The organism is Acetobacter sp. DsW_54 (assembly GCF_002153575.1).
Taxonomy (GTDB): Bacteria; Pseudomonadota; Alphaproteobacteria; order Acetobacterales; family Acetobacteraceae; genus Acetobacter; species Acetobacter fabarum.
The window spans coordinates 38,698-60,153 of sequence record NZ_JOPD01000030.1 but is presented as its reverse complement, the minus strand read 5'-3'; the positions used below and the strand labels follow the sequence as shown (position 1 = coordinate 60,153).

Below are 21,456 nucleotides of genomic sequence, written 5' to 3'. Positions count from 1 at the left end.
TTGCGGGCGTTCTGGTCTGCCACCCTCCACAGTTTTGAAAATGACCCCGAGGTACAGGCGGGAAAAGAGATTAACCCAGATATGTAAAGGCGGGTCATTCGCGTGGCATTAACAGATGCGTAACCGACTGACCTTCAGGCATGCTGACATCACTTGGGAACACTTCCACCGCCCTTCATCTTACGCGTCTCAGCCTGCCAGATCAGACGCCAACCAGAATCTCATCTCACATCACTGGCAGAAAAGCTTTGATGGCGACCGTAATGAAACACGACCGCATAATCTCAAGGTAGGTGGCCACATACTACGAAAACACATCGCTCTCAGCGACGAATATATTAAGCATCAGTTTATAAAGTAAAAACTGCCATAAGATTTATTATTTACTACACAGTCATAAGTAGACCGTATTATTCACAAAACACTTAAAAATAACGCATCCAATATTGATGCCTGGCTCAAGAATGCCAAAGATGGAGCGGAAATGCTATTAGACCAAAATATCTCTGAAAGGGAAACTGTTGTCATTGAAAAAGCTAATCGTCAGCGTAATACTGTACGGTATATTCGCATTACAATTACCAAAAAAGAACATAATGGGTTAGTTTACTATGTCCAAACTGCTAGACTTGAATAAATTTGATATTATTGACTTATTCCCGCGCCTGACCGATCTGGGTACGGGCTCGTTTGGCGAGGATGCTAATATTTTTAGCGATACCTTGGCAGAGGCTATTGAAAATGCACCACAAGGTCATGACCTGCTGTTCAAACAGCAAACAGTCAACGAACTAAAGACTTTACTGGCTTGCAATGAGGCGGAACTCAACCATGCAAGCTTTGCCTTGATCCGCATAAGTCTCACTGAAGAGGTTGAAGAACCACCGAATTGGGGTAGTTTTCCAACCCTGCGGGCGTTCTGGTCTGCCGTCCTCCACGTTTTTGAAAATGACCCCGAGGTGCAGGCAGGAAAAGAGATTGACCCGAGTATATAAAGGCGGGTCATCCCCCAGCATGGTTTTATAACCCTGAGTGGGTTAGCAGTCTTTAGCGCTTTTTGGGGAGAAATGGTGAGCCGGGAGGGACTCGAACCCTCGACCATTCGATTAAAAGTCGAATGCTCTACCAGCTGAGCTACCGGCTCACACATGGAACCACGCGGGCGGTCATGGACCGTGCGTGATGGGGCTGTTCCTAACCGGATTAACCCCCTGCGTCAAGCACACAAAGGCATTTTTCCGCCTCTTTGTGCCACATCATGCCCGTTGGGGCACATACGCGGCCATAGCCCGTTAAGGCCCATACAAAAACGGCCCGCCGGGTTAGGGCGGGCCGTTTGCGTGGGATCAGGCCTCTGCCTTGTCCGCCGGAACCATTTTGGCAATCCGGTCGGGCTCGTTCACCACGCCGGACATGCCGGAGCCACGTTTGATCTTGTCCACGTTCTCCATGCCTTCAACCACTTCACCCACAATGGTGTACTGGCCATCCAGATGGGGGGAGGGTTCGAACATGATAAAGAACTGGCTGTTCGCGCTGTTCGGGTCAGAGGTACGCGCCATGCCAATGGTGCCACGCTCAAACTTGGCCTTGTTGGTAAATTCGGCGGGCAGGTCCGGCAGGTCGGAACCGTGCATGCCCGTACCCGTGGGGTCACCACCCTGAGCCATAAAGCCGGGGATAACGCGGTGGAATGCCACGTTGTCATAAAAACCCTGTTCGGCCAGCGTGCGCAGGCGTTCGGCGGCCTTGGGGGCAAGGTCGGGGCGCAGGCGGATAACCACGCGGCCTGCGGGCACATCCATGTAAATCAGGTCTTTTTTATCTTCTGTGGACATCAGAAACTCTCCTGTTAAGGCAACACCCGCCCAAACGCGCGGTTCAGCCCGTGCGTTCAGCCAGACGGGCCAGCAGGCGCGCCTGGGTATAGGGTGTTACAAACTCCGAAATATCGCCGTTATAGCTGGCAATTTCCTTCACCATACGGGAGGAAATAAACTGCGTGCGCTCCGACGCCATAAGGAATACGGTTTCTATCCCGCTATCCAGCCGCCGGTTTACGCCCGTCATCTGCACTTCGTAATCAAAGTCGGACAGAACGCGCAGGCCACGGAAGATAAGCGTAGCTCCATTGGCCCGCACCGCCTCCACCAGAAGCGAGTGGAAGGAGACAACCGTCATCTCCCCCCCTGTACGCGCCTTGATGGCAGGCAGGGCCTCGCTCACACATTCGATCCGCTCTTCAAGCGGCATAAGCGGGCTTTTGCCGGGGTTGCGGGCAACCCCGATAATCAGCCGGTCCACCAGCCTGCTTGCCCGCTCGATCACGTCCAGATGGCCGACTGTTACCGGGTCAAACGTGCCAGCGTACAGCCCGACACGTTTGGGTGCGGCAGCAGGGCTGGTCATGCTGCGGGACCGGCACCATCATCCGCGGACGGCTGGGGAGCGGCATCTTCCGCCTCGCCTGCTTCGTCCTCACCATCATCCATGACCGGGAACACACTGGTAATGCGTTCTGCATCATTCAGGCGCAGCAGGGTCACCCCGCTAGCCTGACGGGCCATAATACGCACCTGGTCAACCGGCACACGGATCAGGCGGCCAGCATCGGTCACGAGCATGACATCCGTACCCGGCAGCACCGGCAGGGTGGCCGAAACCTCCGTCCCGCGCTTGTTGGCAGAGAAGGTCATGTTGGTAATGCCCTGCCCGCCACGCCCGCTTACGCGGTAATCATAGGCGGAGGAGCGGCGGCCAAACCCGCCATCGCTCACAATCAGCAGCACTTCTTCTGCCGCTTCAAGCTGGGCGAAGCGTTCGGGGGTCAGGGCTTCGGTGCCGGTTGCACCTTCATCCTCATCCCCATCCACCACGGATACGTCGGTATCATCCTCGGTGTCGGCTGCGTTTTCGGCCCGGCGTTTGGCGTTGGCCATGCGCAGGTAGGCTGCGCGTTCCTCCACCGTGGCCTCAACATGGTTGAGCACGGCAAGGCTGATCACCCGGTCGCCCTCGGCCAGACGGATCCCGCGCACACCCGACGACCCGCGCCCGGCAAACACACGCACCGTGTCATCCGTTATCTGGAAGCGGATGCAGCGTGCCTTGCGGGTGGCAAGGAACACGTCCTGCCCATCGCGGCAGGTGGCAACGCCGATCAGGCTATCACCGTCATCGAGCTTCATGGCGATCATGCCCGAAACACGAATATTGCGGAAGTCGCTCAACCGGTTACGGCGTACACCCCCGCTGGCGGTGGCAAAGACAAGATGCAGGCTTTCCCACAGTTCCTCGTCCTGCGGCAGGGGCAGCACGGCGGTAATGGTGTCTGTTCCAAGGTCAGGCAGCAGGTTAACCAGCGCGCGGCCCTTGGCGGCGGGGCCTGCCTCTGGCAGACGCCACACCTTCTGGCGGTACACCTTGCCACCGGAGGAGAAGAACATAACCCACTGGTGCGTGTGCGCGTTAAAGGAGCGCACCACAATATCATCCCCGCGTGTGCCTGCCCCGGTGCGGCCACGGCCACCACGGTTTTGCGCGCGGAACACATCCAGCGGTGTGCGTTTGATAAAGCCTTCCCGCGTGATGGTCACAACCATCTGGCCGGGTTCGATCAGGCTTTCATCATCCTGATCCCCGTCATAATCGGTAATGTCGGTTACGCGCGGGGTTACCAGTTCGGCACGGGCACGGGCCAGTTCCTCGCACAGCACTTCCATGCGTCGGGGGCGGCTGCTGATAATTTCGAGCAGTTCGTTAATCCGCACCGCCACTTCGGACAGTTCGTTCTGGATTTTGTCGCGCTCAAGCCCGGTCAGGCGTTGCAGGCGCAGTTCCAGAATCCCGCGTGCCTGTGCTTCGGTCAGGCGGACCTTGCCATCCACCACCACGTTGCCTTCATCGTGGATCAGGGCCAGCAGGGGTTCCACATCCGCAGCATTCCACTGCGCTGCCATAAGCGATTCCCGCGCGGTGGCGGCATCTGGCGCTGCGCGGATAAGGGCAATAACGGCATCAATATTGGCAACCGCAATAACCAGCCCGACCAGAATATGGGCCCGGTCGCGCGCCTTGTTCAGGTCATGGCGCGAGCGGCGCAGGATTACTTCCTCGCGGAAGGCAATAAAGGCCTCCAGCACATCCTTCAGGCCCATCAGGCGGGGTTTGCCGCCATCAAGGGCCAGCATGTTCACGCCAAAGGAGGTCTGGAGCTGGGTAAAGCGGTAAAGCTGGTTCAGCACCACTTCGGGCGTGGCATCACGCTTGATTTCAATCACCACGCGCATGCCCGAACGGTCGGACTCGTCGCGGATATCGGCAATGCCTTCCACCTGCTTGGAGCGGACCAGATCGGCAATGCGCTCCTGCAAGGTGGCTTTGTTGACCTGATAGGGGATCTCGCTCACCACAATGGCTTTGCGGTCCTTGCGGATTTCCTCAATATCGGCCTTGGCGCGAATAATTACGGAGCCACGCCCCGTAGCATAGGCGCTGCGAATACCAGAACGCCCCAGAATGGTGCCACCGGTGGGAAAATCCGGGCCGGGCACAATTTCCATCAGCTCTTCGAGCGTCATGTCCGGTCGGGCGATCAGGGCCAGTGTGGCATCCACCACTTCCCCCGGATTATGGGTGGGAATGTTGGTGGCCATACCCACGGCAATGCCGGTGGCGCCATTGATCAGCAGGTTGGGGAAAGCGGCGGGCAGAACCGTGGGTTCGTTTTCGCTTTCATCATAGTTGGGCTGAAAATCGACCGTATCGCGGTCAATATCACCGAGCAGAAAGGTGGAGGAGCGGGCCAGACGCGCCTCGGTATAACGCATGGCGGCGGGGCTGTCCCCATCCACCGAGCCAAAGTTACCCTGCCCGTCAATCAGCTTGACGCGCATGGACCAGGACTGCGCCATACGCACCATGGCTTCGTAAATGGAGCTGTCGCCATGGGGGTGATATTTACCCATGACCTCACCCACTGCACGGGCGGACTTGCGGTAAGGCTTGTCGTGCGTAAAGCCGCTCTCGTGCATGGCGTAAAGAATACGCCGGTGCACGGGCTTGAGACCATCTCGCACATCAGGCAACGCACGGCTGACAATGACCGACATCGCATACGCAAGGTAGGAGGAGCGCATCTCCTCCTCAATGGTCACGGGCAGAAGGTCTGAAGGCTGCGGTGATCCGGTCTGGTCAGAAATCTCGGTCAAGGTTCATCCGTTCTGTCATGCTGCGCGGCTGTCCGGGCTAGTGCCCGCACGCCCCGCCAAATCCACCTGAACACCGGTTGCCGCGGTGCGGTGTATTTTCTAGCACCAAACCCCGCAAACTCCTAGCGCCGGCAGGGGTTTGGGCAGGTATAAAACCCACAGATGGTGCTGATTATCTTGCCCCGGACGGCCAGCTATGCCCATCATGGCCCATAACTTGGGAGTTTACGACTGATGCGCCTTATCCTTGCCCTGCTTGTGCCGTGGTTGCAGTTTTTTACCATTGGCCGCCCCTTTGCGGGGATTACCTGCCTTGTGTTGCAGATTACGCTTATCGGCTGGATTCCGGCCACCATCTGGTCGGTTTACGCCCTGAGCCAGTACACAACGGACCAGAAGATTGCCCGCATGAGCCGCGCCTCCCGCAGCTAGGGCTGGCAGCGGGGCAGCACGCCCTGCGCGCAACAAAAAAGGCGGCCCCCGCAAGGCAGGGCCGCCTTTTTTATACCCGCGCCGAGTGCGGACCCATCTGGGCACGCACCGGGCTGGGGCATGTTATTTACCAGTCATGATCCGCTCGACCAGCTGCTTGGTCGTGGGCACAAACCCGTTGGCATAGAACGGGTCCGTGCCAAAGCGCCACGCGTTGGTGCCGCCAAACATCAGGTTTTCATCCATCACCTTGTCCGCATCTGGGCCAGAGGCATGGGCTGCGGCCTGAAGCGTTTTCTGGATGCAGAAGGAGCGCGGGTCCGCCCGGTGGCCGTTGCTGTAGCTAGGGCCACGCTGGCTCCAGTTAGAGAACTTGCACTCCGAAAGGCAGCCCATGCAGTCCGTCTGGTCCGCCACAATCATGCGCGCCCGGTCGGGGGTGACAAAAATGAGCGTGGAATCGGGGGTGCGCAGGGCCTCAACAAAGCCTTCGCTTTCCCACTGCTGCACGCGCGCCACGTCTTCGGGCTTAAGGAACACTTCGCGCTTGCGGGGGCCAACACCGTAAGGTGCTGTCAGCTCTTCCGTGGCTTCTGTTGCAAACGGAACCTGATGTTCGGCGCGCTGGCGCAGTTCATGCAGGAAGCCGTTGTTCACAGCGGAGGAATAGAACCCCGTGGGGGAGAAGCGGTTGAGGTACACATCGCCTTTTTTCAGGGTCAGCAACCGGCGCTTCCACGCATCGGGGATCGGGCTTTCGGTGGTCAGCAGCGGGCGTGTGCCAAACTGGAAGGCGATCGGCCCCAGCTCTTCACTGTCAATCCAGTCCTGCCATTCTTCCAGCCACCAGACGCCACCGGCCATGATAATGGGGGTATTGTCCAGCCCAAAGCCGCGCATGGCCTGCCGCAGGGCCAGCACGCGCGGGTAAGGGTCTTCCGGAGCAAAGGGGTTTTCGGTGTTGGACAGGCCATTATGCCCGCCTGCACGCCACGGGTCTTCGTACACAACGCCGCCCAGCAGGTCGGATGCCTTGCTGTACGAACGCTTCCACAACGCATTAAAGGCCCGGGCGGAAGAAACGATAGGGTAGTAATGCACCCCGAACTGGGCGGCAATGTCGGCCAGACGGTAGGGCATGCCCGCACCGCAGGTCAGGCCGTGGATCATACCCTTGGCCCCTTCGAGCACGCCGGTAATCACCCGTTCGGAGGCAGCCATTTCCCACAGGATATTGGCGTGGATGCGCCCCTTGCCACCAGAAACCTCGTGCGCAATGCGCGCCTGCGCAATACCACCACGAATGGCGTAATCCACAAGCTCCTCATGCCGTTCCCGGCGGGTGCGGCCATGGTAAATCTGCGGCACCGGGTGACCCTGCTCGTCATAGCTATCCGCATTGACGATGGAGATCGTACCCGCACCCCCCGCAGCAGCCCATGCCCCGGCCGATGCACCTGTGGAAACAGAAACGCCCTTACCGCCTTCTACCAGCGGCAGAACATCCGTCCCCCCCATGCGAAGCGTGTTAATCGCCTTCATGACTATCCTGTCGTTTCTCTAAGATACCCGTATCTGGTCCGCGACGCGGAAGGGGGGAGGAAGCCCCCCTTCCGCAGGGGAAATGCCTTATTCGGCATCCCGGCGCGGTGCGCGGGCAGGTTTTTCGCCCACGGTTTCCGTAATGTCGGCACCTGTGGCCTGATCAACAACGCGCATGGACAGCTTGACCTTGCCGCGATCGTCAAAACCAATGACCTTGACCTTAACGGCATCACCGTCCTTGACCACATCGGTGGTGCGGCCCACGCGACCCTGCGCCAGTTCGGAAATATGAACCAGCCCGTCACGCGCACCAAGGAAGTTGACGAACGCGCCAAAGTCGGCGGTCTTTACAACCTTACCATCGTAAATGCGGCCCAGTTCGGGCTCGGCCACAATGCCGTTAATGCGTTCGAGCGCCTTTTTGGTCTGGTCTTCGGCGGTGGCGGCAATGGTGATTGTGCCATCGTCCCCAATATCCACCTTCGCACCCGAGTATTCCACGATTTCGCGGATAACCTTGCCACCCGAACCAATGACATCACGGATTTTTTCGCGCGGCACCTTCATGGTGGTGATGCGCGGCGCCGTGGTGGCAACGGTCGTGCGGTTTTCGGTCAGCGCCTTGCTCATTTCGCCCAGAATGTGCAGGCGGCCATCGCGCGCCTGACCCAGAGCGATCTTCATGATTTCGGGCGTGATGGACGTAATCTTGATGTCCATCTGCAGCGCGGTCACGCCTTCTTCGGTCCCGGCAACCTTGAAGTCCATGTCACCCAGATGATCTTCATCACCCAGAATGTCGGACAGGACGGCAAACTTGTCGCCTTCCTTGATCAGACCCATGGCAATACCGGCCACAGGGCGCTTGAGGGGCACACCGGCATCCATAAGGGCCAGCGAGCTACCGCAAACGGTCGCCATGGAGGAGGAGCCATTGCTTTCCGTAATTTCGGAAACAACACGCACCGTGTAGGGGAATTCCTTGCGGTTGGGCATCAGCGGGTGCAGGGCGCGCCATGCCAGCTTGCCATGCCCGATTTCACGCCGGCCGGGGGAGCCTACGCGGCCGCACTCACCTACGGAGTAGGGAGGGAAGTTGTAGTGCAGCAGGAAGTTGGTGCGGTATTCGCCTTCGAGCGCATCAATCACCTGTTCGTCCTGGCCAGTGCCCAGCGTGGTCACAACCAGGGCCTGCGTTTCACCACGGGTGAACAGGGCGGACCCATGCACGCGGGGCAGCACGCCCACTTCGGGTACAATCGGGCGCACGGTTACAAGGTCACGCCCGTCAATACGCTTGCTGGTCTTGAGAACCGAGGTGCGGACCACGTCAGCTTCAAGGTCCTTGATCATGGGCTTGGCAGCGGACACGTCCAGCTCGGCGGCTGTCAGTTTTTCCACAATGGCGTCACGCGCAGCCTTGAGCTTTTCGTAGCGGGTCTGCTTCTGCTTTTCCTTGTACGCATCGGCAATCAGTTTGCGGCCCAGCTTGTCCACCTGCTTGCGCAGGGCGGCTTCTTCCTTGCTTTCGCTCGGCAGGTCCCAAGGTTCCTTGGCGGCGTGTTCGGCCAGCGCAATAATGGCGTCCAGCACGGGCTGGAAGGCGGTGTGGCCAAAGGTCACGGCATCGAGCATCACGCCTTCGGACAGTTCGGATGCTTCGGATTCCACCATCAGCACGCCTTCGGCGGTGCCAGCCACGACCAGATCAAGGTCGGTTTCCTTGAGCTGTTCCAGCGTGGGGTTGAGGATGAACGCGCCATCAGCAAAGCCAACGCGGGCAGCGCCCACGGGGCCGAAGAAGGGAATGCCAGACAGGGTCAGGGCAGCCGAGCAGCCGATCAGGGCGGGAATGCTCGGGTCGTTTTCCATGTCGTGGGTCAGCACCGTGGCGATGACCTGCACCTCATTACGGAACCCTTCGGGGAAGAGCGGGCGAATGGGGCGGTCGATCAGGCGGGAGACCAGAGTTTCGTTTTCGGAAGGACGGCCTTCACGCTTGAAGAACCCGCCGGGGATCTTGCCTGCTGCGTAGGCTTTTTCCTGATAGTTGACGGTCAGGGGGAAGAAGTCCTGCCCCGGCTTGACGTCACGCGCACCAACAGCGGTACACAGGACCACGGTTTCGCCGTACGTGACCAGCACCGCACCGTCGGCCTGACGGGCAACCTTGCCGGTTTCAAGCACCAGCGGACGGCCAGCCCACTCAATTTCTTTGCGGAAGTAGTTAAACATTCTGTCTTCTCATCTTCTGTTGACACAGTTTTTATTCAAAACCACGGCAAACAGCGGGACAGAACCGAATGGCGGACAGCGCCTCGGACGGCATGGAGACTGGCGGCAGCACCGCCCAGGCGCCATGTGGTCGGAAACGCCGTGGCCTTACCCGGAACGTCAAAGCCCGCGTGCCAAAGCCTGTGGCGTACAACGGTATATGGGGGTTTGGCGGCCATATGACCAGCACAAAAACCCCCACAGACCATCCGGCCTGCCCTCCGGCCCGGCAGAATGCCGGACTGGCGGGCAAAAACCGGAAATTAGCGGCGCAGACCCAGACGCGCGATCAGCGCTTCGTAGCGGCTCTGGCTCTTACCACGCAGGTAGTCCAGCAGGCTGCGACGACGGCCAACCATAATCAGCAGACCACGGCGGGAGTGGAAGTCCTTCGCGTGGGTCTTGAGGTGGTCGGTCAGGTTGTTGATGCGCTCGGTCAGGATTGCAACCTGCACTTCGGGGGAACCCGTATCGCCCTGGGCGGTCTGGTATTCAGCAATAACCTCGGTGCGGCGTTCAGCGGTAATCGACATCACATGTCTCCATCAGAAAAATGTCATAGAATGCGTACTGGCTTGAGCTGCCCATCTTCCAGGCGGCCAAGGCCAAGCACACGCCCTGCGTCCATGACACGCACGGTCCCCGAGGCATCGGTCTGGGGGATACGTCCCATCAGATCCAGAAGGCTCAGAGCCCGCCCGTGGCGCAGAAGAACAGATTCCTCCTCAGTCAGGGCCAGCGCCGGGATGTCGGCCAGCGCGGTCTCGACCGGAAGAAGCAGTTCCGCAGAAGCATGGGCGTTGTCGTCGTTTGGCGTGAGTTTGTCCAGCATAATTGCATCGGCCTCGGTAAAAGGCCCCACGCGCAGGCGGCGCAGCACCGCAATATGGCCAACCGTGCCACATGCCAACGCCACATCACGTGCCAGTGCGCGCATGTACACGCCCTTGCCGGATTCGACTTCGAACACCGCCGTATCCGCATCGGGGCGGGCGATCAGCTCAAAACGGTCCACACGGGCGGGGCGGGGGGGCAGGTCTGGCGGGCGGCCATCACGCGCCATGTCATACGCCCGCTCGCCCGCCACCTTGAGGGCGGAATACACCGGGGGCACCTGCATGATGTTGCCCGTAAGCGCAGGCAATGCCGCGCGGAGCTGCTCATCCGTAGGGCGCACATCCGATGTGGCGGTTACTGCGCCATCGGCATCATCACTATCGCGCGCTTCGCCCATACGCAGGGTAAACTGGTAAACCTTGGTGCCGTCCATAACATAAGGCACGGTTTTGGTGGCCGTGCCAAAAGCCAGCGGCAGAAGCCCGGTTGCCAGCGGGTCCAGCGTGCCACCATGGCCCACCTTTTGCGCATCGAACAGCCGTTTGGCCCGCCCCACTACCTGTGTGGAGGTCATGCCCGAGGGCTTGTCCACTATAAGCCAGCCGTTAAGTGGCCGCCCGCGTCTGCGTCGCATATCAACTCCCGTATGCGGGGGAGCGCGCGCCACACTGGCCTGCACAGCTCCCGGTTACCGCCCCGGACCCACCCGGCGCACACCAAGGGCTGCATCTAGCCGAGCATGCGCCCCCCTGCAATGCGCCCGTGCAATGCTGGGCTGACGAAAATGCCTGACCATGGAAATTATTAGCAAACTCAAGACCAAGATGGCACACCCCGCCCAGACCGCGTACCATGCGGGCCAGCACTCACCATGTCGGGACTAGCCAGCCCGGCATGGCCTGTCTTAATGTTGTCACAAACAATGACCCAGCAAACAGATCCCTCCCCCCCCACCGCCACGGCAGAGCCTGCCGCGCGGCCCGCCTGGTCCTTGCAGACCGGGCCGCACGGCCCCTGCCTGAGTGTGCGGGGCGCGTGGACTGTGCCCAATGGCGGGGTCCTGCCCTTTACGGCGGAGGATATTCCGCCCCCTCCACCCGGGACCACCAGCCTGAGCATGGATACGGCGGGCATTACGGCGTGGGATTCGTCCTTTATTTCCTTCCTGTGGGAAGCCAAGCAGGCGGCGGCCAGTGCCGGGCTGGCGTTTGAGCAGGACGGCCTGCCCGCCCCCGCCCAGCGCCTGCTGGCCCTGCTGCCCCCCAACCCCGCGCCCCCTGCGCGCCACGACAGCCACAAACAGAACCTGCTGGAAAAAACCGGCGACCTGACCCTTGGCACCCTGAACGAGACCGGGGTTGTTGCCTCCCTTGCGCTGGACACCACACGCGGGGCCATGCACGCCCTGCACGGCAAAAGCCGCATGCGCACCAAGGACCTGATTACGGACCTGTGGAACGCAGGCCCCAATGCGCTGCTGATTGTAGGTGTGGTCAACTTCCTTATCGGGGCCATTCTGGCCTTTGTGGGGCTGGTGGAACTGCGCCGCTTTGCCGCCGAGATTTATGTCACCAACCTTGTGGGCATTGCCTGCGCGCGTGAGATTTCGGCTATCATGACCGCCATTATCATGGCCGGGCGCACGGGTGGGGCATATGCGGCCCGCATTGCCACCATGCTGGGCAATGAGGAAATTGACGCCCTGCAGGTCTTTGGCATTCCCATTTCGGGCTATATCCTGCTCCCCGCCATTCTCTCCCTCTCGCTCATGATGCCCCTGCTCTACCTGTACGGCACGCTCATTGGCATCCTGGGCGGGTTTGTGGTGAGCATGAGCATGATGGATGTCTCCCCCGTAGGGTACTGGATTTCCACCGTGAACGGGGTCGAACTCAAGGAGTTCGTGTTCGGGTTTATCAAGGCCTTTTTCTTTGGCAGCTTTATTGCCCTTGCCGCCTGCCGCGTAGGGCTTAAGGCGGGGCGCAGTGCTGCCGATGTTGGCATTGCCGCCACCCGCGCGGTGGTTATTGGCATTGTCGGCATTATCGCAATGGATGCGGTGTTTGCCGTTATGGCCAACGCGCTGGGAATCTGAGCAATGGCCGAGAGCGATACCCTTATTTCCGTGCGGGACGTGGAACTGTCCTTTGGCCCCAAGATTATCCAGCAGAACGTCTCGTTCGACCTCAAGCGTGGTTCCATTTTTGCCGTGATGGGGGGCTCGGGCTGCGGCAAGAGCACCCTGCTCAAAAGCCTGATCGGGCTGCTCCCCCCCACCACCGGGCGGATTCTGGTCGGTGGGGAGGATTACTGGGCACAGGACGAACACCGCCGGACCCAGATCAACCACCGCTTTGGCGTTCTGTTCCAGTCCGGTGCGCTGTGGAGCTCCATGACCGTGGGCGAGAACGTGGCCCTACCTATGGAAATGTTTACCGCCCAGCCGCCCGATGTGGTGCGCAAGCTGGTGGAGCTCAAGCTCGGGCTTGTGGGCATGGAACAGGCGATAGACCTGTTCCCGTCCGAGATTTCGGGCGGCATGCGCAAACGCGCAGGCCTTGCACGCGCCATAGCGCTGGACCCCGATATTCTGTTTTTTGATGAACCCTCCGCAGGGCTGGACCCCATTACCTCCGCCCGACTGGATGACCTGATCCTGACCCTGCGCGACGGGCTGGGCGCAACCATTGTAATTGTCAGCCACGAACTGCCCAGCCTGTTTGCCATTGCCGATGATGGCATTTTTCTGGACGCGCGCACCCACCGGCCCATAGCCCACGGCTCCCCGCGGGACCTGCGCGACCACAGCACCATTCCCGAAGTCATGGCATTCATGAACCGCTCCTCCACCATCCCCCCGACTGATGAGACAAAGGCTAACCAGCATGTCTGAGAGCACAAACCGCAAAACCGTTATCGGGGCCTTCGTGCTGTTGGGCGGCTTTCTGGCCCTGTTCATTGTCATGGCCTTTGGGCATATGAGCTTCCTCTCCCCCTCGCGCGAGGCGGCGGTGGTGTTCCAGAACTCCATTACCGGGCTGTCCGTTGGCGCGCCGGTCAACTTCCGTGGGGTCAAGGTTGGCACGGTCAAAAGCATTACCCTGCGATTTGACCCGGCCGACCACAAAGCCTACATTCCCGTGGTGCTGACGCTGGAGCCAGACCAGATTCACGTGGTCAAGGACGTACCCGGCGGGGACAAGGTAAGCATTCAGGAGCTTATCGGCATTGGCCTGCGTGCGGAGCTGAACCTGCTCAGCTTTGTCACCGGGCAATCCAACATCGAACTGGACTTTGACCGCTCGGTGCCGCCCGTGCTGCACCCGCGCATTACCAGCCTGCCCGAAATTCCCGTCCGCATGTCGGCCGTGGAAAAGCTGAAGGATTCGCTGGGCCAGATTCCCATAAAGGAAATCAGCCACCATGCGGATGCCGCCCTGCTCTCCGTCACCCAGCTGAGCGACAGCCTGAACCGTGACCTGCCCCCCCTGCTGCTGAGCGCCAAACAGACCACAGACCTCTCGCACGAGACGCTGAAAACCACGACCGAGGCCATAAAAAACCTGCAAGCCAAGCTGGACGTGACCCTGAGCAAAATGGACCAGCTGATGGAAACGGGGAACACCCAGCTTAACGCCCGCGGGGCGGACCTGCACGCCACACTGGCCTCTGCCACCAAAACGCTGGGCTCATTGCAGGATATACTCTCCCCCCGCTCGATCGACCGCGCCAACCTGGACGCGGCCCTGCGCGATATTGCTGCCTCTGCCGCATCCTTGCGCGGCTTCTCGTCCGATATTGAACGCAACCCGCAACTCCTGCTGATGGGACGCCGCCCATGACCCCCGCGCCACGCCGTACGCTGCTTGCCGTTATGGCCTGCTGCTCGCTCCTGTCCCTTGCTGGCTGCGCGTCTCCCCCGCTGCGGCTGTACACGCTGGGCGTGCCATCGGACACCAATATAGGCGAGCCGCACCTTTCCTCCCGCGCGGCCACCATTGCCATCAGCCGCGTGATCCTGCCCGATTATCTGGACTCGCAGGACATCATTACCCGTCAGGGCGAGGAAATCCTGCGCAGTGCGCGTGCGCGCTGGGCCACGCGCCTGTCCCTTGGCGTGACCGACCTGCTGACCAATGTGCTGTCCAACAAACGCCCATCCGAACTGATTACCGACCAGCCGCTGGCCGATGTAGCCACCATGCGCGTGCAGATTGATATTTCGCGCTTTGATGTGGACACAAACGGCGTGGCCACGCTGGATGCCACATGGGCCGTGCTACCGCGTGACCCCAACCTGCCGCTCACGCGCGAGCGCACCCACCTTGTTGCCACAGGGGATGTTGGCTCCGCGGCCGAGGTCGCCTCCCTTATGCGTGGGCTGGTTATCCGGCTGGCCGAGCGGGTTAACGCGACCATTCCCCCCGCGCACTAAGGCCCGCACGCCTTAAACCTTACCCCGCCCTGCCCCACACCAAATGGGGCAGGCAGGTTACTTTTTACCGTTTTTTGCACCGGCACCGTGGCACCGGGCCAAAAGGGCGGTAAAGTGCCACCGCATTGATCCAGACGGGCTTGAGGGGAACAGACCAAGGTGGCTAGGACATTCTGCGTGGTTGGGGCCGGGTTTAGCGGCGCCGTGGTTGCCCGGCACCTTGCCAGTCTGGGCCACAGGGTGGTGGTGGTGGACGAGCGCACGCATCTGGGTGGCAACTGCCACACCGAGCGTGACGGGCAGACCGGCATTATGGTCCACCGTTATGGTCCCCATATTTTCCATACAGCCAACGAGCGCGTATGGGCCTATGTGCAGCGCTTTGGCCAGTTCCGCCCCTATATCAACCGGGTCCGGGCCATAGCTCGGGGGCAGGTGTTCAGCCTGCCCATCAACCTTGCAACCATCAACCAGATGTTCCGAACCACATTTGGCCCCGCACAGGCTCGCGCCTTTATTGCCAGCAAGGCAGACCGCTCCATAACCAACCCCCGCACCTTCCGTGAGCAGGCCTTAAGCATGGTCGGCCCGGAGCTGTATGAGACTTTTTTTGAAGGCTATACCCGCAAGCAGTGGGGCTGCGAGCCAGATGCCCTGCCTGCCTCCATTCTCAAACGCCTGCCGCTGCGCTTCAATTACGACGACAACTACTTCAACCACCCTTATCAGGGCATGCCAGAAGCCGGGTACACGGCCATTGTGCGCAACATTCTGGCCGAGTTTGCACAGCGCATAGACATCCGTCTGGGTGCTGCATTCGAGGATATGCCCGAAACCTTTGACCACGTGTTCTACACCGGCCCGCTGGACCGCTACTTTGGCTTCCGCCTTGGGCGGCTGGAATACAGGACGCTGGATTTTGAGCGCTTTGTCAGCCCCGAACCTGATTATCAGGGCACGGCGGTCATGAACTATTGCGATGCGGACGTGCCCTACACCCGCATTGCCGAGCACAAGCATTTTGCCCCATGGGAACAGGCACAGTTTGAGCAGAGCGTCTGCTTCCGCGAATACAGCAGAGCCGCACAGGCAGCCGACACCCCCTACTACCCCATACGCCTGACCGGCGAGCAGCCCCTGCTGCAAAAGTATGAGGAGCTTGCCCGCGCCAGCACGGGTGTTTCCTTCCTCGGGCGGCTGGGCACCTACCGCTATCTGGATATGGACGTCACCATCCACGAGGCCCTTCTGGCCTGCGAGCAGATTGAAAGCACCCTTGCCAGTAATGGCGCGCAGGCCCTGCCCGCCTTTTTTGCCCCCCAGCCCTGAACAGGGGCAGGGCCACAGCCCAAACCGGGTTGCAATTACAGGCTATGCTGGCAGAATGCGGGCATTAACCGCGCCATGCCCGCTTTGTTTTATGGCCTTTGCTCAGGACCACAGATGCACAAGTATTTCATCAGCCTCGAAAGAACTCCACAGCGGACGGAGCGGTTTTTAAAAGCCAATGCCCACATCAAGGACCTAGAATGGATGCCCGGCATGGACGGCAAGACGCTGGACCGGGACACCATTATCAGCAAAGGGCTGATGGAGCCGAACTGTGGCTTTACAGCTGGGGCCATCGGGTCGGGGCTGACGCATGTCAAACTCTGGGCCAAGGTGGCGCAGAGTGGTCAGCCTGCGCATATTTTTGAAGATGACGCTTTTCTGTGCCACAACTTTGAAAGCGAAAGCGACCGGATTATTGCGACCCTGCCCCATGACTGGGACATTATCCTGTGGGGCAACAACTACGACAGTATTCTGGAGTTTGAACTCCTGCCCGGCATTACGCAGTGCGTTGCCATTTTTAATCAGGACACCGTGCGGCAGGGTATTCCCGACTTCCTGAACATGGATGTCTCCTCCAGCCCGTTCAGGCTGACACAGACCTTTGGCATATGCGGCTATGCCATATCCCCCCGTGGGGCCACCCGCCTGCTTGAGCGCTGCCTGCCGTTCAAATCGGTCGAGGTGCCTTATGTCGGGCTTGGCCGCCTGCTGACCAGCACATCCGTTGATCACCTGATGAACATCCATTACCGGGACCTCAAGGCCTACACCACCCTGCCCCCGCTTTGCCTGACAGATAACGATGTAGCCCAGAGCCTGAACAAGTAAAACGCTCCCCAACATCCGGGCCAGCCAGCCCAGAACAGGGCATGCAATACACGGCGCGCACATTGGCAACACTGCCTTTGTAGAACAATCTGTATTGCCCTGTTCTGGCGGGGGTTTGCGCGTTTTTGTGCCTGCATAAATACAGACAAATACCCTGATATTTATTTTTAAACGTATATTTTGTAGTTTTATTTTTTATAGTTAACCATTGTAAAAAATTTTCAAGCCGTGATTTTGCGTATATAAGAATGAAAATAGTATAGACAGGATGATATACATGAAACAAAAATTTCATAGAATATGGTTCGGGGACAAGAAAATCCCCCATGCGTATGAAGCCTTCTGGCAGGCATGGCAGCGCCAGCATCCGTCATGCGAGTTTATTACATGGACCGACAAGGATCTGGAAAAACTCACCATTTCCCATGAAAAACTGAAAAGCTTTTCCAGCCCCGTATCCCGGGCGGACCTTGCACGGTACGAGATCCTTTACCAGCACGGCGGCATCTATATCGACTGCGACATGATGCCCTATAACCATATGGATCTTGAAGACATAACAAAGCAGCTTACCATCTGTAATGAAGATGGTTCTGAAGAATACTGCTCCATCGGTTTTATTGCGGCCCCTCCCGGCCATGCCCTTTTCCATGACCTGATCCAGCATATTATTCACACTGATATAGACGAAACAAAACCCAACATTACAACAGGCCCGCACCTGTTCGGTCGTTATCTGAAAAAACACCCCCACAAGCGCCTGCCAACCGCTGCATTTTACCCCTACCAGTACAATCAGCCATTTTCCTCCATTTTTGCCAAAAACCTTGATTCTACCTATGGTATTCATGTGTGGGGCGGGGGATGGCTCTCCCCCGAGGTAAAAAAGGAAAGAATAATCGCCCTCATCAAATCCGGGGATGTTGAAGAAGCCCGTAAACTGGCAGACATGCTGGACGGCATTGATGAGCTGAAGAACATCATTCATGGCATTCACAGGCACAGGGAACAGACCCTGACATCTGTCATGGCCATTGAACAGAATGTTCACTTCAATGACAGTGACGCAAAACTTTTTGAAATCTCTAAAGTTCTACACTGGATTTTCAAAAACCACCCCGACAAGGTAATCTGGCAGATTGGTGCGGCAGATGGCGTTCTGGTGGACCCGATCCGCAATGTCATGATCAACGCCAACCCGCATGCGCTCCTTCTGGAGCCCAACCCCTATATGTTTGCGTTTCTGGCCGAAAATTACAAAAACAATACAAACACCAATATCATCCAGCGCGCCTATAGTCTGGACAAGCAAAAACTCACCCTGAACGCCATAAACCCGCAAAAGGTCAAGGAAGCAGGTCTGCCGGGCTGGGTTCTTGGCATCTCCTCCGTTTACAATGACAAGAATGCCATTGGTGGACTGGGCGGAACGGACGAACAGACGACCAGAAAAATCCATACATGCATTGAAAAAATTGAAGTTGAGGTTGTCGGCTTTGATGAGCTTCTGGCTATCTCCAATGCGGTTCCCCCTGATGTGCTCATTATTGATGCCGAGGGAATGGATAAAATTATTATTGACGACATTTTTGCCCATAACTGCCGCCCCATGGTCATGCATTTTGAAATTCAATGCATGGAACCGGGCAACATACAGGAACTGGTTGCCACGCTTAACGACCAGTATTTTCTCCTGCAGTTCGGGAACGATGTTTCCGCCTACCGGAAGGATGTGCTGATGGAGTATGCCAAATCCATTTATGTGGAAAACGGCTTCCAGACCATTTTCCAGCCCGGAATTAATGTTCTGAACCTCCTGCAAAAAGCATAAACAGGGCCACAACACAAAACGGGATAAGTACGTTACAGTCTTATCCCGTAACGGCCCGCCACATGCGCGGCAATACACACATATTCCCTTGATATTTTTATATTCTGGACTTCCCGAATGTATTATAAAACCCCCATACTAAATGGGGTCATTGGGAATGGTGAGCATGATTCAGGAAAAAAATATTTCCAAACCGGATATTTCTATCGTTCTCAATATCCATAAAGAAGCCAATTTTCTCGCACGCACGCTTATTAACCTCGAAAGCTGCGTGCGTCACGCACAGCTCTCCGGCCTGAGCTGCGAGCTGATTGCCGTTTTTGATTCCAGCGACAAAGAAACCGAAACCGTTTTCCATAACAACAGCCTGCACGACCTGTGCCCCGTAACATGCCTGCATGTTACGCACCGCTCGCTCGGCCTGTCGCGCAATTCGGGCATTGAAGCCGCCAGCGGCACCTGCGTGCTGCTACATGATGCGGACGACCTGATTTCCTTCAATGCGCTGGCGGCCCTTTATGCCGATGTGATGCAGGGCGGAAAATTGGCTGTCAGGGTCTGCCAGTATCTGTTCTCGTTTGGCACTCAGAACCACATTATCGAATACCCGGACAGTGACGCCACCTCCCCCTTACCATTTGTTGGCACACACCCTTACCTGTCCTGCATCATGTTCCAGCGCAGTCTGTATGATAACGTGCAGTTTGTGGACCATTCCCTCTCCTCCGGTCTGGCGTATGAGGACTGGCACTTCAATGCCACAGCGCTGGCGCTGGGCTGCACAATCCGCCCGACCCCGGACACCATCTTTTTTTACAGGCGGCGGGCCAGCAGCCTTTCCGTTCAGGCGGCAAGCAGTTCACCGGGGCAGATTGCACCGTGCATCCTGTTTGAGCCCCCCAATTTTCTGCGTGTCAGCAAAGACAAATATCCGCTGTGGAAAACACAGGGCAAGGAGTTGCTGAAAACCTTTGGCTTCAAGCGGATTGGGGCCTTGAGCGACCCGGTCTTCTGGGGTCTGCTTTGTGCCGCCAATAAAATAGAGCCGTTGATTGACCCCTATGTGCTAACAGACAACGCCTTTATTTCCTCTCTGGATGCCATGAACCCCGCCATAGGCGTTGCATATTACGAGGCGTGTGAAATTATTCAGGACAGGACATTTACAGATGTCCTGCTTCTGCCCTTCCTGTCTGTTGGTGGTGCGGAAAAGTATATTTTTGAAATCATCAAAACGCTGGAGGCCCTGAACCCCCAGACCAGAACCCTGATTATTACAGGCGAAAAACCATCCACGCTGACAGACCTGGAACGCCTGCCCAAGCATATAACCATTGTGGACATGCCCGCACTGGCCCCGAACCTGAACGGGCATGAACGCAACCTGATTGTGCTCAAACTGATCCAGAACTGCGCAGACGGGGCGCGTATTCACATCAAGCCAAGCCCATTTTCTTATGGCTTTACGCAGATGTTCCTTAAGATTTTTAAAAACAACAAAAAAATATTCTACAGATTTTCTGATGAAAAATCAGGCTCCGACTATTTCCCCATCTACAGGAACTTCTTTACCACGGCAGTGCCCCTTCTGGATGATGTGGACTTCCTGCTCTCTGACAACAAAAACATCATTAACAACGATTTTTACTACGTTGGCACAAAGCACCAGAAGTGGAAGCTGCTTTACGCACGCCAGCCCAGCCATACATCCCCTCAGGCCATACAGGCCAGCAACAGCCAGCCCCAGACCCGCATCCTGTGGGCCAGCCGGCTGGATGCGGAAAAAAAGCCGGAACTGCTGGTGCCTATTTCCAAACTCCTGCACGCACTCTACCCACAGGCCCAGATTGATGTGTACGGCATTAACGTTCTGGGGCATTTTGACACGCAGGTGTTCGAGGCACTCCCCAATATCAGTTACAAAGGCCCCTTCTCCGACTTTATCAAGGTCGCGTCTCAGGGGTATGCGTGCTTCCTTTACACCAGCGGTTTTGACGGCCTCCCCAACGTGCTGCTGGAGGCCATGTCTGTAGGGCTGCCCATTGTTGCGCCTGCCGTGGGCGGGATTGATGAAGTGATTGAAAACGACGTCACCGGCAAACTCATCCCCTCCACAACTCTGACAGATGAAGACCTGATAACCGCCTACGCCCATGCCCTGAATGAGCTGCTGCGCAACCCCGAGCAGCGCGTACAACTGGCGCTGAACGCCCTGAACAAGCTGGAACGCCAGCACGGGCCGGAACAATACACCAGAAATATCGAAGCCCTTTTCGGGGAAAGCCCACAGGGTTGATACCTGCAGCCCGCCCCATCCGAACTTCTTTTTAAAACCAGCAAACTTTACCAGACAGAGGCAACAGAGCCATGACAGCCAACACGCAGGACGCCAAGCAAGAACACTCCGTAGAGTTCCTTTTGTACAATGAAAAAAGACTGAAAAACAATTTTGCAGAGCTGCAGAAGCAGCACCTTCTGGCCTTGCAGAAACTGCGCGCAACCGAGCAGGCCCATGCCGCCCTGCAGGAGCAGGTTAACGCCATTCATGGCAAGATTGATGCCTTCCGCAAAGGCTATCTGGACCTGCAAAAAGAACGGGATGATCTGGCCCGCACGGTTGCCATGCTCAAAGCCCGGTAAGTCACAACCGGGCACGCGCCACAGCCTTCCTGCGCCACCACCGGCCCCCTTACATCCAATGATTGGCTTGGGCAGCAATGCTGAGTATA

Annotated in this window: 19 protein-coding genes and 1 tRNA gene; 12 read left to right on the top strand and 8 right to left on the bottom strand. The window is 57.9% G+C overall.

Annotated features, from left to right (window positions below):
• The first annotated feature begins 409 nt into the window (after window positions 1-409).
• Window positions 410-637 carry an RNase A-like domain-containing protein gene (locus HK20_RS13375; protein WP_369823057.1) on the top strand — a complete coding sequence of 76 codons (228 nt, stop codon included), beginning with the start codon at window positions 410-412 and terminating at the stop codon, window positions 635-637.
• Entirely contained in the window at window positions 612-995 is a 384-nt protein-coding gene (locus HK20_RS10595) for a hypothetical protein (protein WP_086647032.1), read from the top strand. The genes HK20_RS13375 and HK20_RS10595 overlap by 26 nt, the downstream gene beginning before the upstream one ends.
• Before the next feature lie 73 nt (window positions 996-1,068).
• On the opposite strand, the gene HK20_RS10590 is transcribed toward HK20_RS10595, so the two are convergent.
• The 4 genes from HK20_RS10590 to gyrA all read right to left on the bottom strand — a co-directional run bounded on the left by HK20_RS10590 (window position 1,069) and on the right by gyrA (window position 5,210).
• Window positions 1,069-1,144, bottom strand: a tRNA-Lys gene (locus HK20_RS10590).
• 202 nt (window positions 1,145-1,346) lie between these two features.
• Entirely contained in the window at window positions 1,347-1,838 is a 492-nt protein-coding gene (locus HK20_RS10585) for a peptidylprolyl isomerase (RefSeq protein ID WP_086639914.1), read from the bottom strand.
• Between the two features lie 43 nt (window positions 1,839-1,881).
• A complete protein-coding gene (gene coaD, locus HK20_RS10580; protein WP_086647031.1) occupies window positions 1,882-2,409 on the bottom strand; it encodes a pantetheine-phosphate adenylyltransferase in 528 nt (175 codons plus the stop codon).
• Window positions 2,406-5,210: a DNA gyrase subunit A gene (gyrA, locus tag HK20_RS10575; protein ID WP_086647030.1), complete on the bottom strand. Its 2,805-nt coding sequence runs from the start codon at window positions 5,208-5,210 to the stop codon at window positions 2,406-2,408. Before gyrA ends, coaD begins: the two co-directional genes overlap by 4 nt.
• A 234-nt stretch (window positions 5,211-5,444) precedes the next feature.
• Here gyrA and HK20_RS10570 point away from each other — a divergent pair, with 234 nt between their 5' ends.
• Entirely contained in the window at window positions 5,445-5,642 is a 198-nt protein-coding gene (locus tag HK20_RS10570) for a YqaE/Pmp3 family membrane protein (RefSeq protein WP_086647029.1), read from the top strand.
• A 123-nt stretch (window positions 5,643-5,765) separates the two neighbouring features.
• Here HK20_RS10570 and HK20_RS10565 read toward each other — a convergent pair whose 3' ends face one another.
• The 4 genes from HK20_RS10565 to truB form a co-directional block, all read right to left on the bottom strand.
• Window positions 5,766-7,184, bottom strand: coding sequence for a nitronate monooxygenase family protein (locus HK20_RS10565; protein WP_086647028.1), 1,419 nt, complete (start codon window positions 7,182-7,184; stop codon window positions 5,766-5,768).
• Window positions 7,185-7,271: 87 nt separating this feature from the next.
• A complete protein-coding gene (gene pnp / locus HK20_RS10560; RefSeq protein WP_086647027.1) occupies window positions 7,272-9,422 on the bottom strand; it encodes a polyribonucleotide nucleotidyltransferase in 2,151 nt (716 codons plus the stop codon).
• A 302-nt stretch (window positions 9,423-9,724) separates the two neighbouring features.
• Window positions 9,725-9,994: a 30S ribosomal protein S15 gene (rpsO, locus tag HK20_RS10550; RefSeq protein WP_086647025.1), complete on the bottom strand. Its 270-nt coding sequence runs from the start codon at window positions 9,992-9,994 to the stop codon at window positions 9,725-9,727.
• 23 nt (window positions 9,995-10,017) lie between these two features.
• On the bottom strand, window positions 10,018-10,932 hold the full coding sequence (gene truB, locus HK20_RS10545) for a tRNA pseudouridine(55) synthase TruB (RefSeq protein ID WP_086647024.1): 915 nt from the start codon (window positions 10,930-10,932) through the stop codon (window positions 10,018-10,020).
• Window positions 10,933-11,220: 288 nt separating this feature from the next.
• Here truB and HK20_RS10540 point away from each other — a divergent pair, with 288 nt between their 5' ends.
• The 9 genes from HK20_RS10540 (at window position 11,221) to HK20_RS10500 (ending at window position 21,367) form a co-directional block, all read left to right on the top strand.
• Window positions 11,221-12,393 carry an ABC transporter permease gene (locus HK20_RS10540; RefSeq protein WP_086647023.1) on the top strand — a complete coding sequence of 391 codons (1,173 nt, stop codon included), beginning with the start codon at window positions 11,221-11,223 and terminating at the stop codon, window positions 12,391-12,393.
• A gap of 3 nt (window positions 12,394-12,396) precedes the next feature.
• Entirely contained in the window at window positions 12,397-13,191 is a 795-nt protein-coding gene (locus HK20_RS10535) for an ABC transporter ATP-binding protein (RefSeq protein WP_086647022.1), read from the top strand.
• A complete protein-coding gene (locus HK20_RS10530) occupies window positions 13,184-14,140 on the top strand; it encodes an MlaD family protein (RefSeq protein WP_086647021.1) in 957 nt (318 codons plus the stop codon). The genes HK20_RS10535 and HK20_RS10530 overlap by 8 nt, the downstream gene beginning before the upstream one ends.
• Window positions 14,137-14,733 (top strand): membrane integrity-associated transporter subunit PqiC, encoded by a 597-nt coding sequence (locus HK20_RS10525; RefSeq protein ID WP_086647020.1) that lies wholly within the window; start codon window positions 14,137-14,139, stop codon window positions 14,731-14,733. Before HK20_RS10530 ends, HK20_RS10525 begins: the two co-directional genes overlap by 4 nt.
• A 159-nt stretch (window positions 14,734-14,892) precedes the next feature.
• Entirely contained in the window at window positions 14,893-16,062 is a 1,170-nt protein-coding gene (gene glf / locus HK20_RS10520; RefSeq protein WP_086647019.1) for a UDP-galactopyranose mutase, read from the top strand.
• A 114-nt stretch (window positions 16,063-16,176) separates the two neighbouring features.
• On the top strand, window positions 16,177-16,896 hold the full coding sequence (locus tag HK20_RS10515) for a glycosyltransferase family 25 protein (RefSeq protein WP_086647018.1): 720 nt from the start codon (window positions 16,177-16,179) through the stop codon (window positions 16,894-16,896).
• Between the two features lie 277 nt (window positions 16,897-17,173).
• Complete coding sequence (locus HK20_RS10510) at window positions 17,174-18,727, top strand: glycosyltransferase (protein WP_158093061.1); 1,554 nt, start codon at window positions 17,174-17,176, stop codon at window positions 18,725-18,727.
• Between the two features lie 166 nt (window positions 18,728-18,893).
• Window positions 18,894-21,023: a glycosyltransferase gene (locus HK20_RS10505; protein ID WP_158093060.1), complete on the top strand. Its 2,130-nt coding sequence runs from the start codon at window positions 18,894-18,896 to the stop codon at window positions 21,021-21,023.
• A gap of 71 nt (window positions 21,024-21,094) precedes the next feature.
• Complete coding sequence (locus HK20_RS10500; RefSeq protein WP_086647015.1) at window positions 21,095-21,367, top strand: hypothetical protein; 273 nt, start codon at window positions 21,095-21,097, stop codon at window positions 21,365-21,367.
• The last annotated feature ends 89 nt before the right edge of the window (window positions 21,368-21,456 follow it).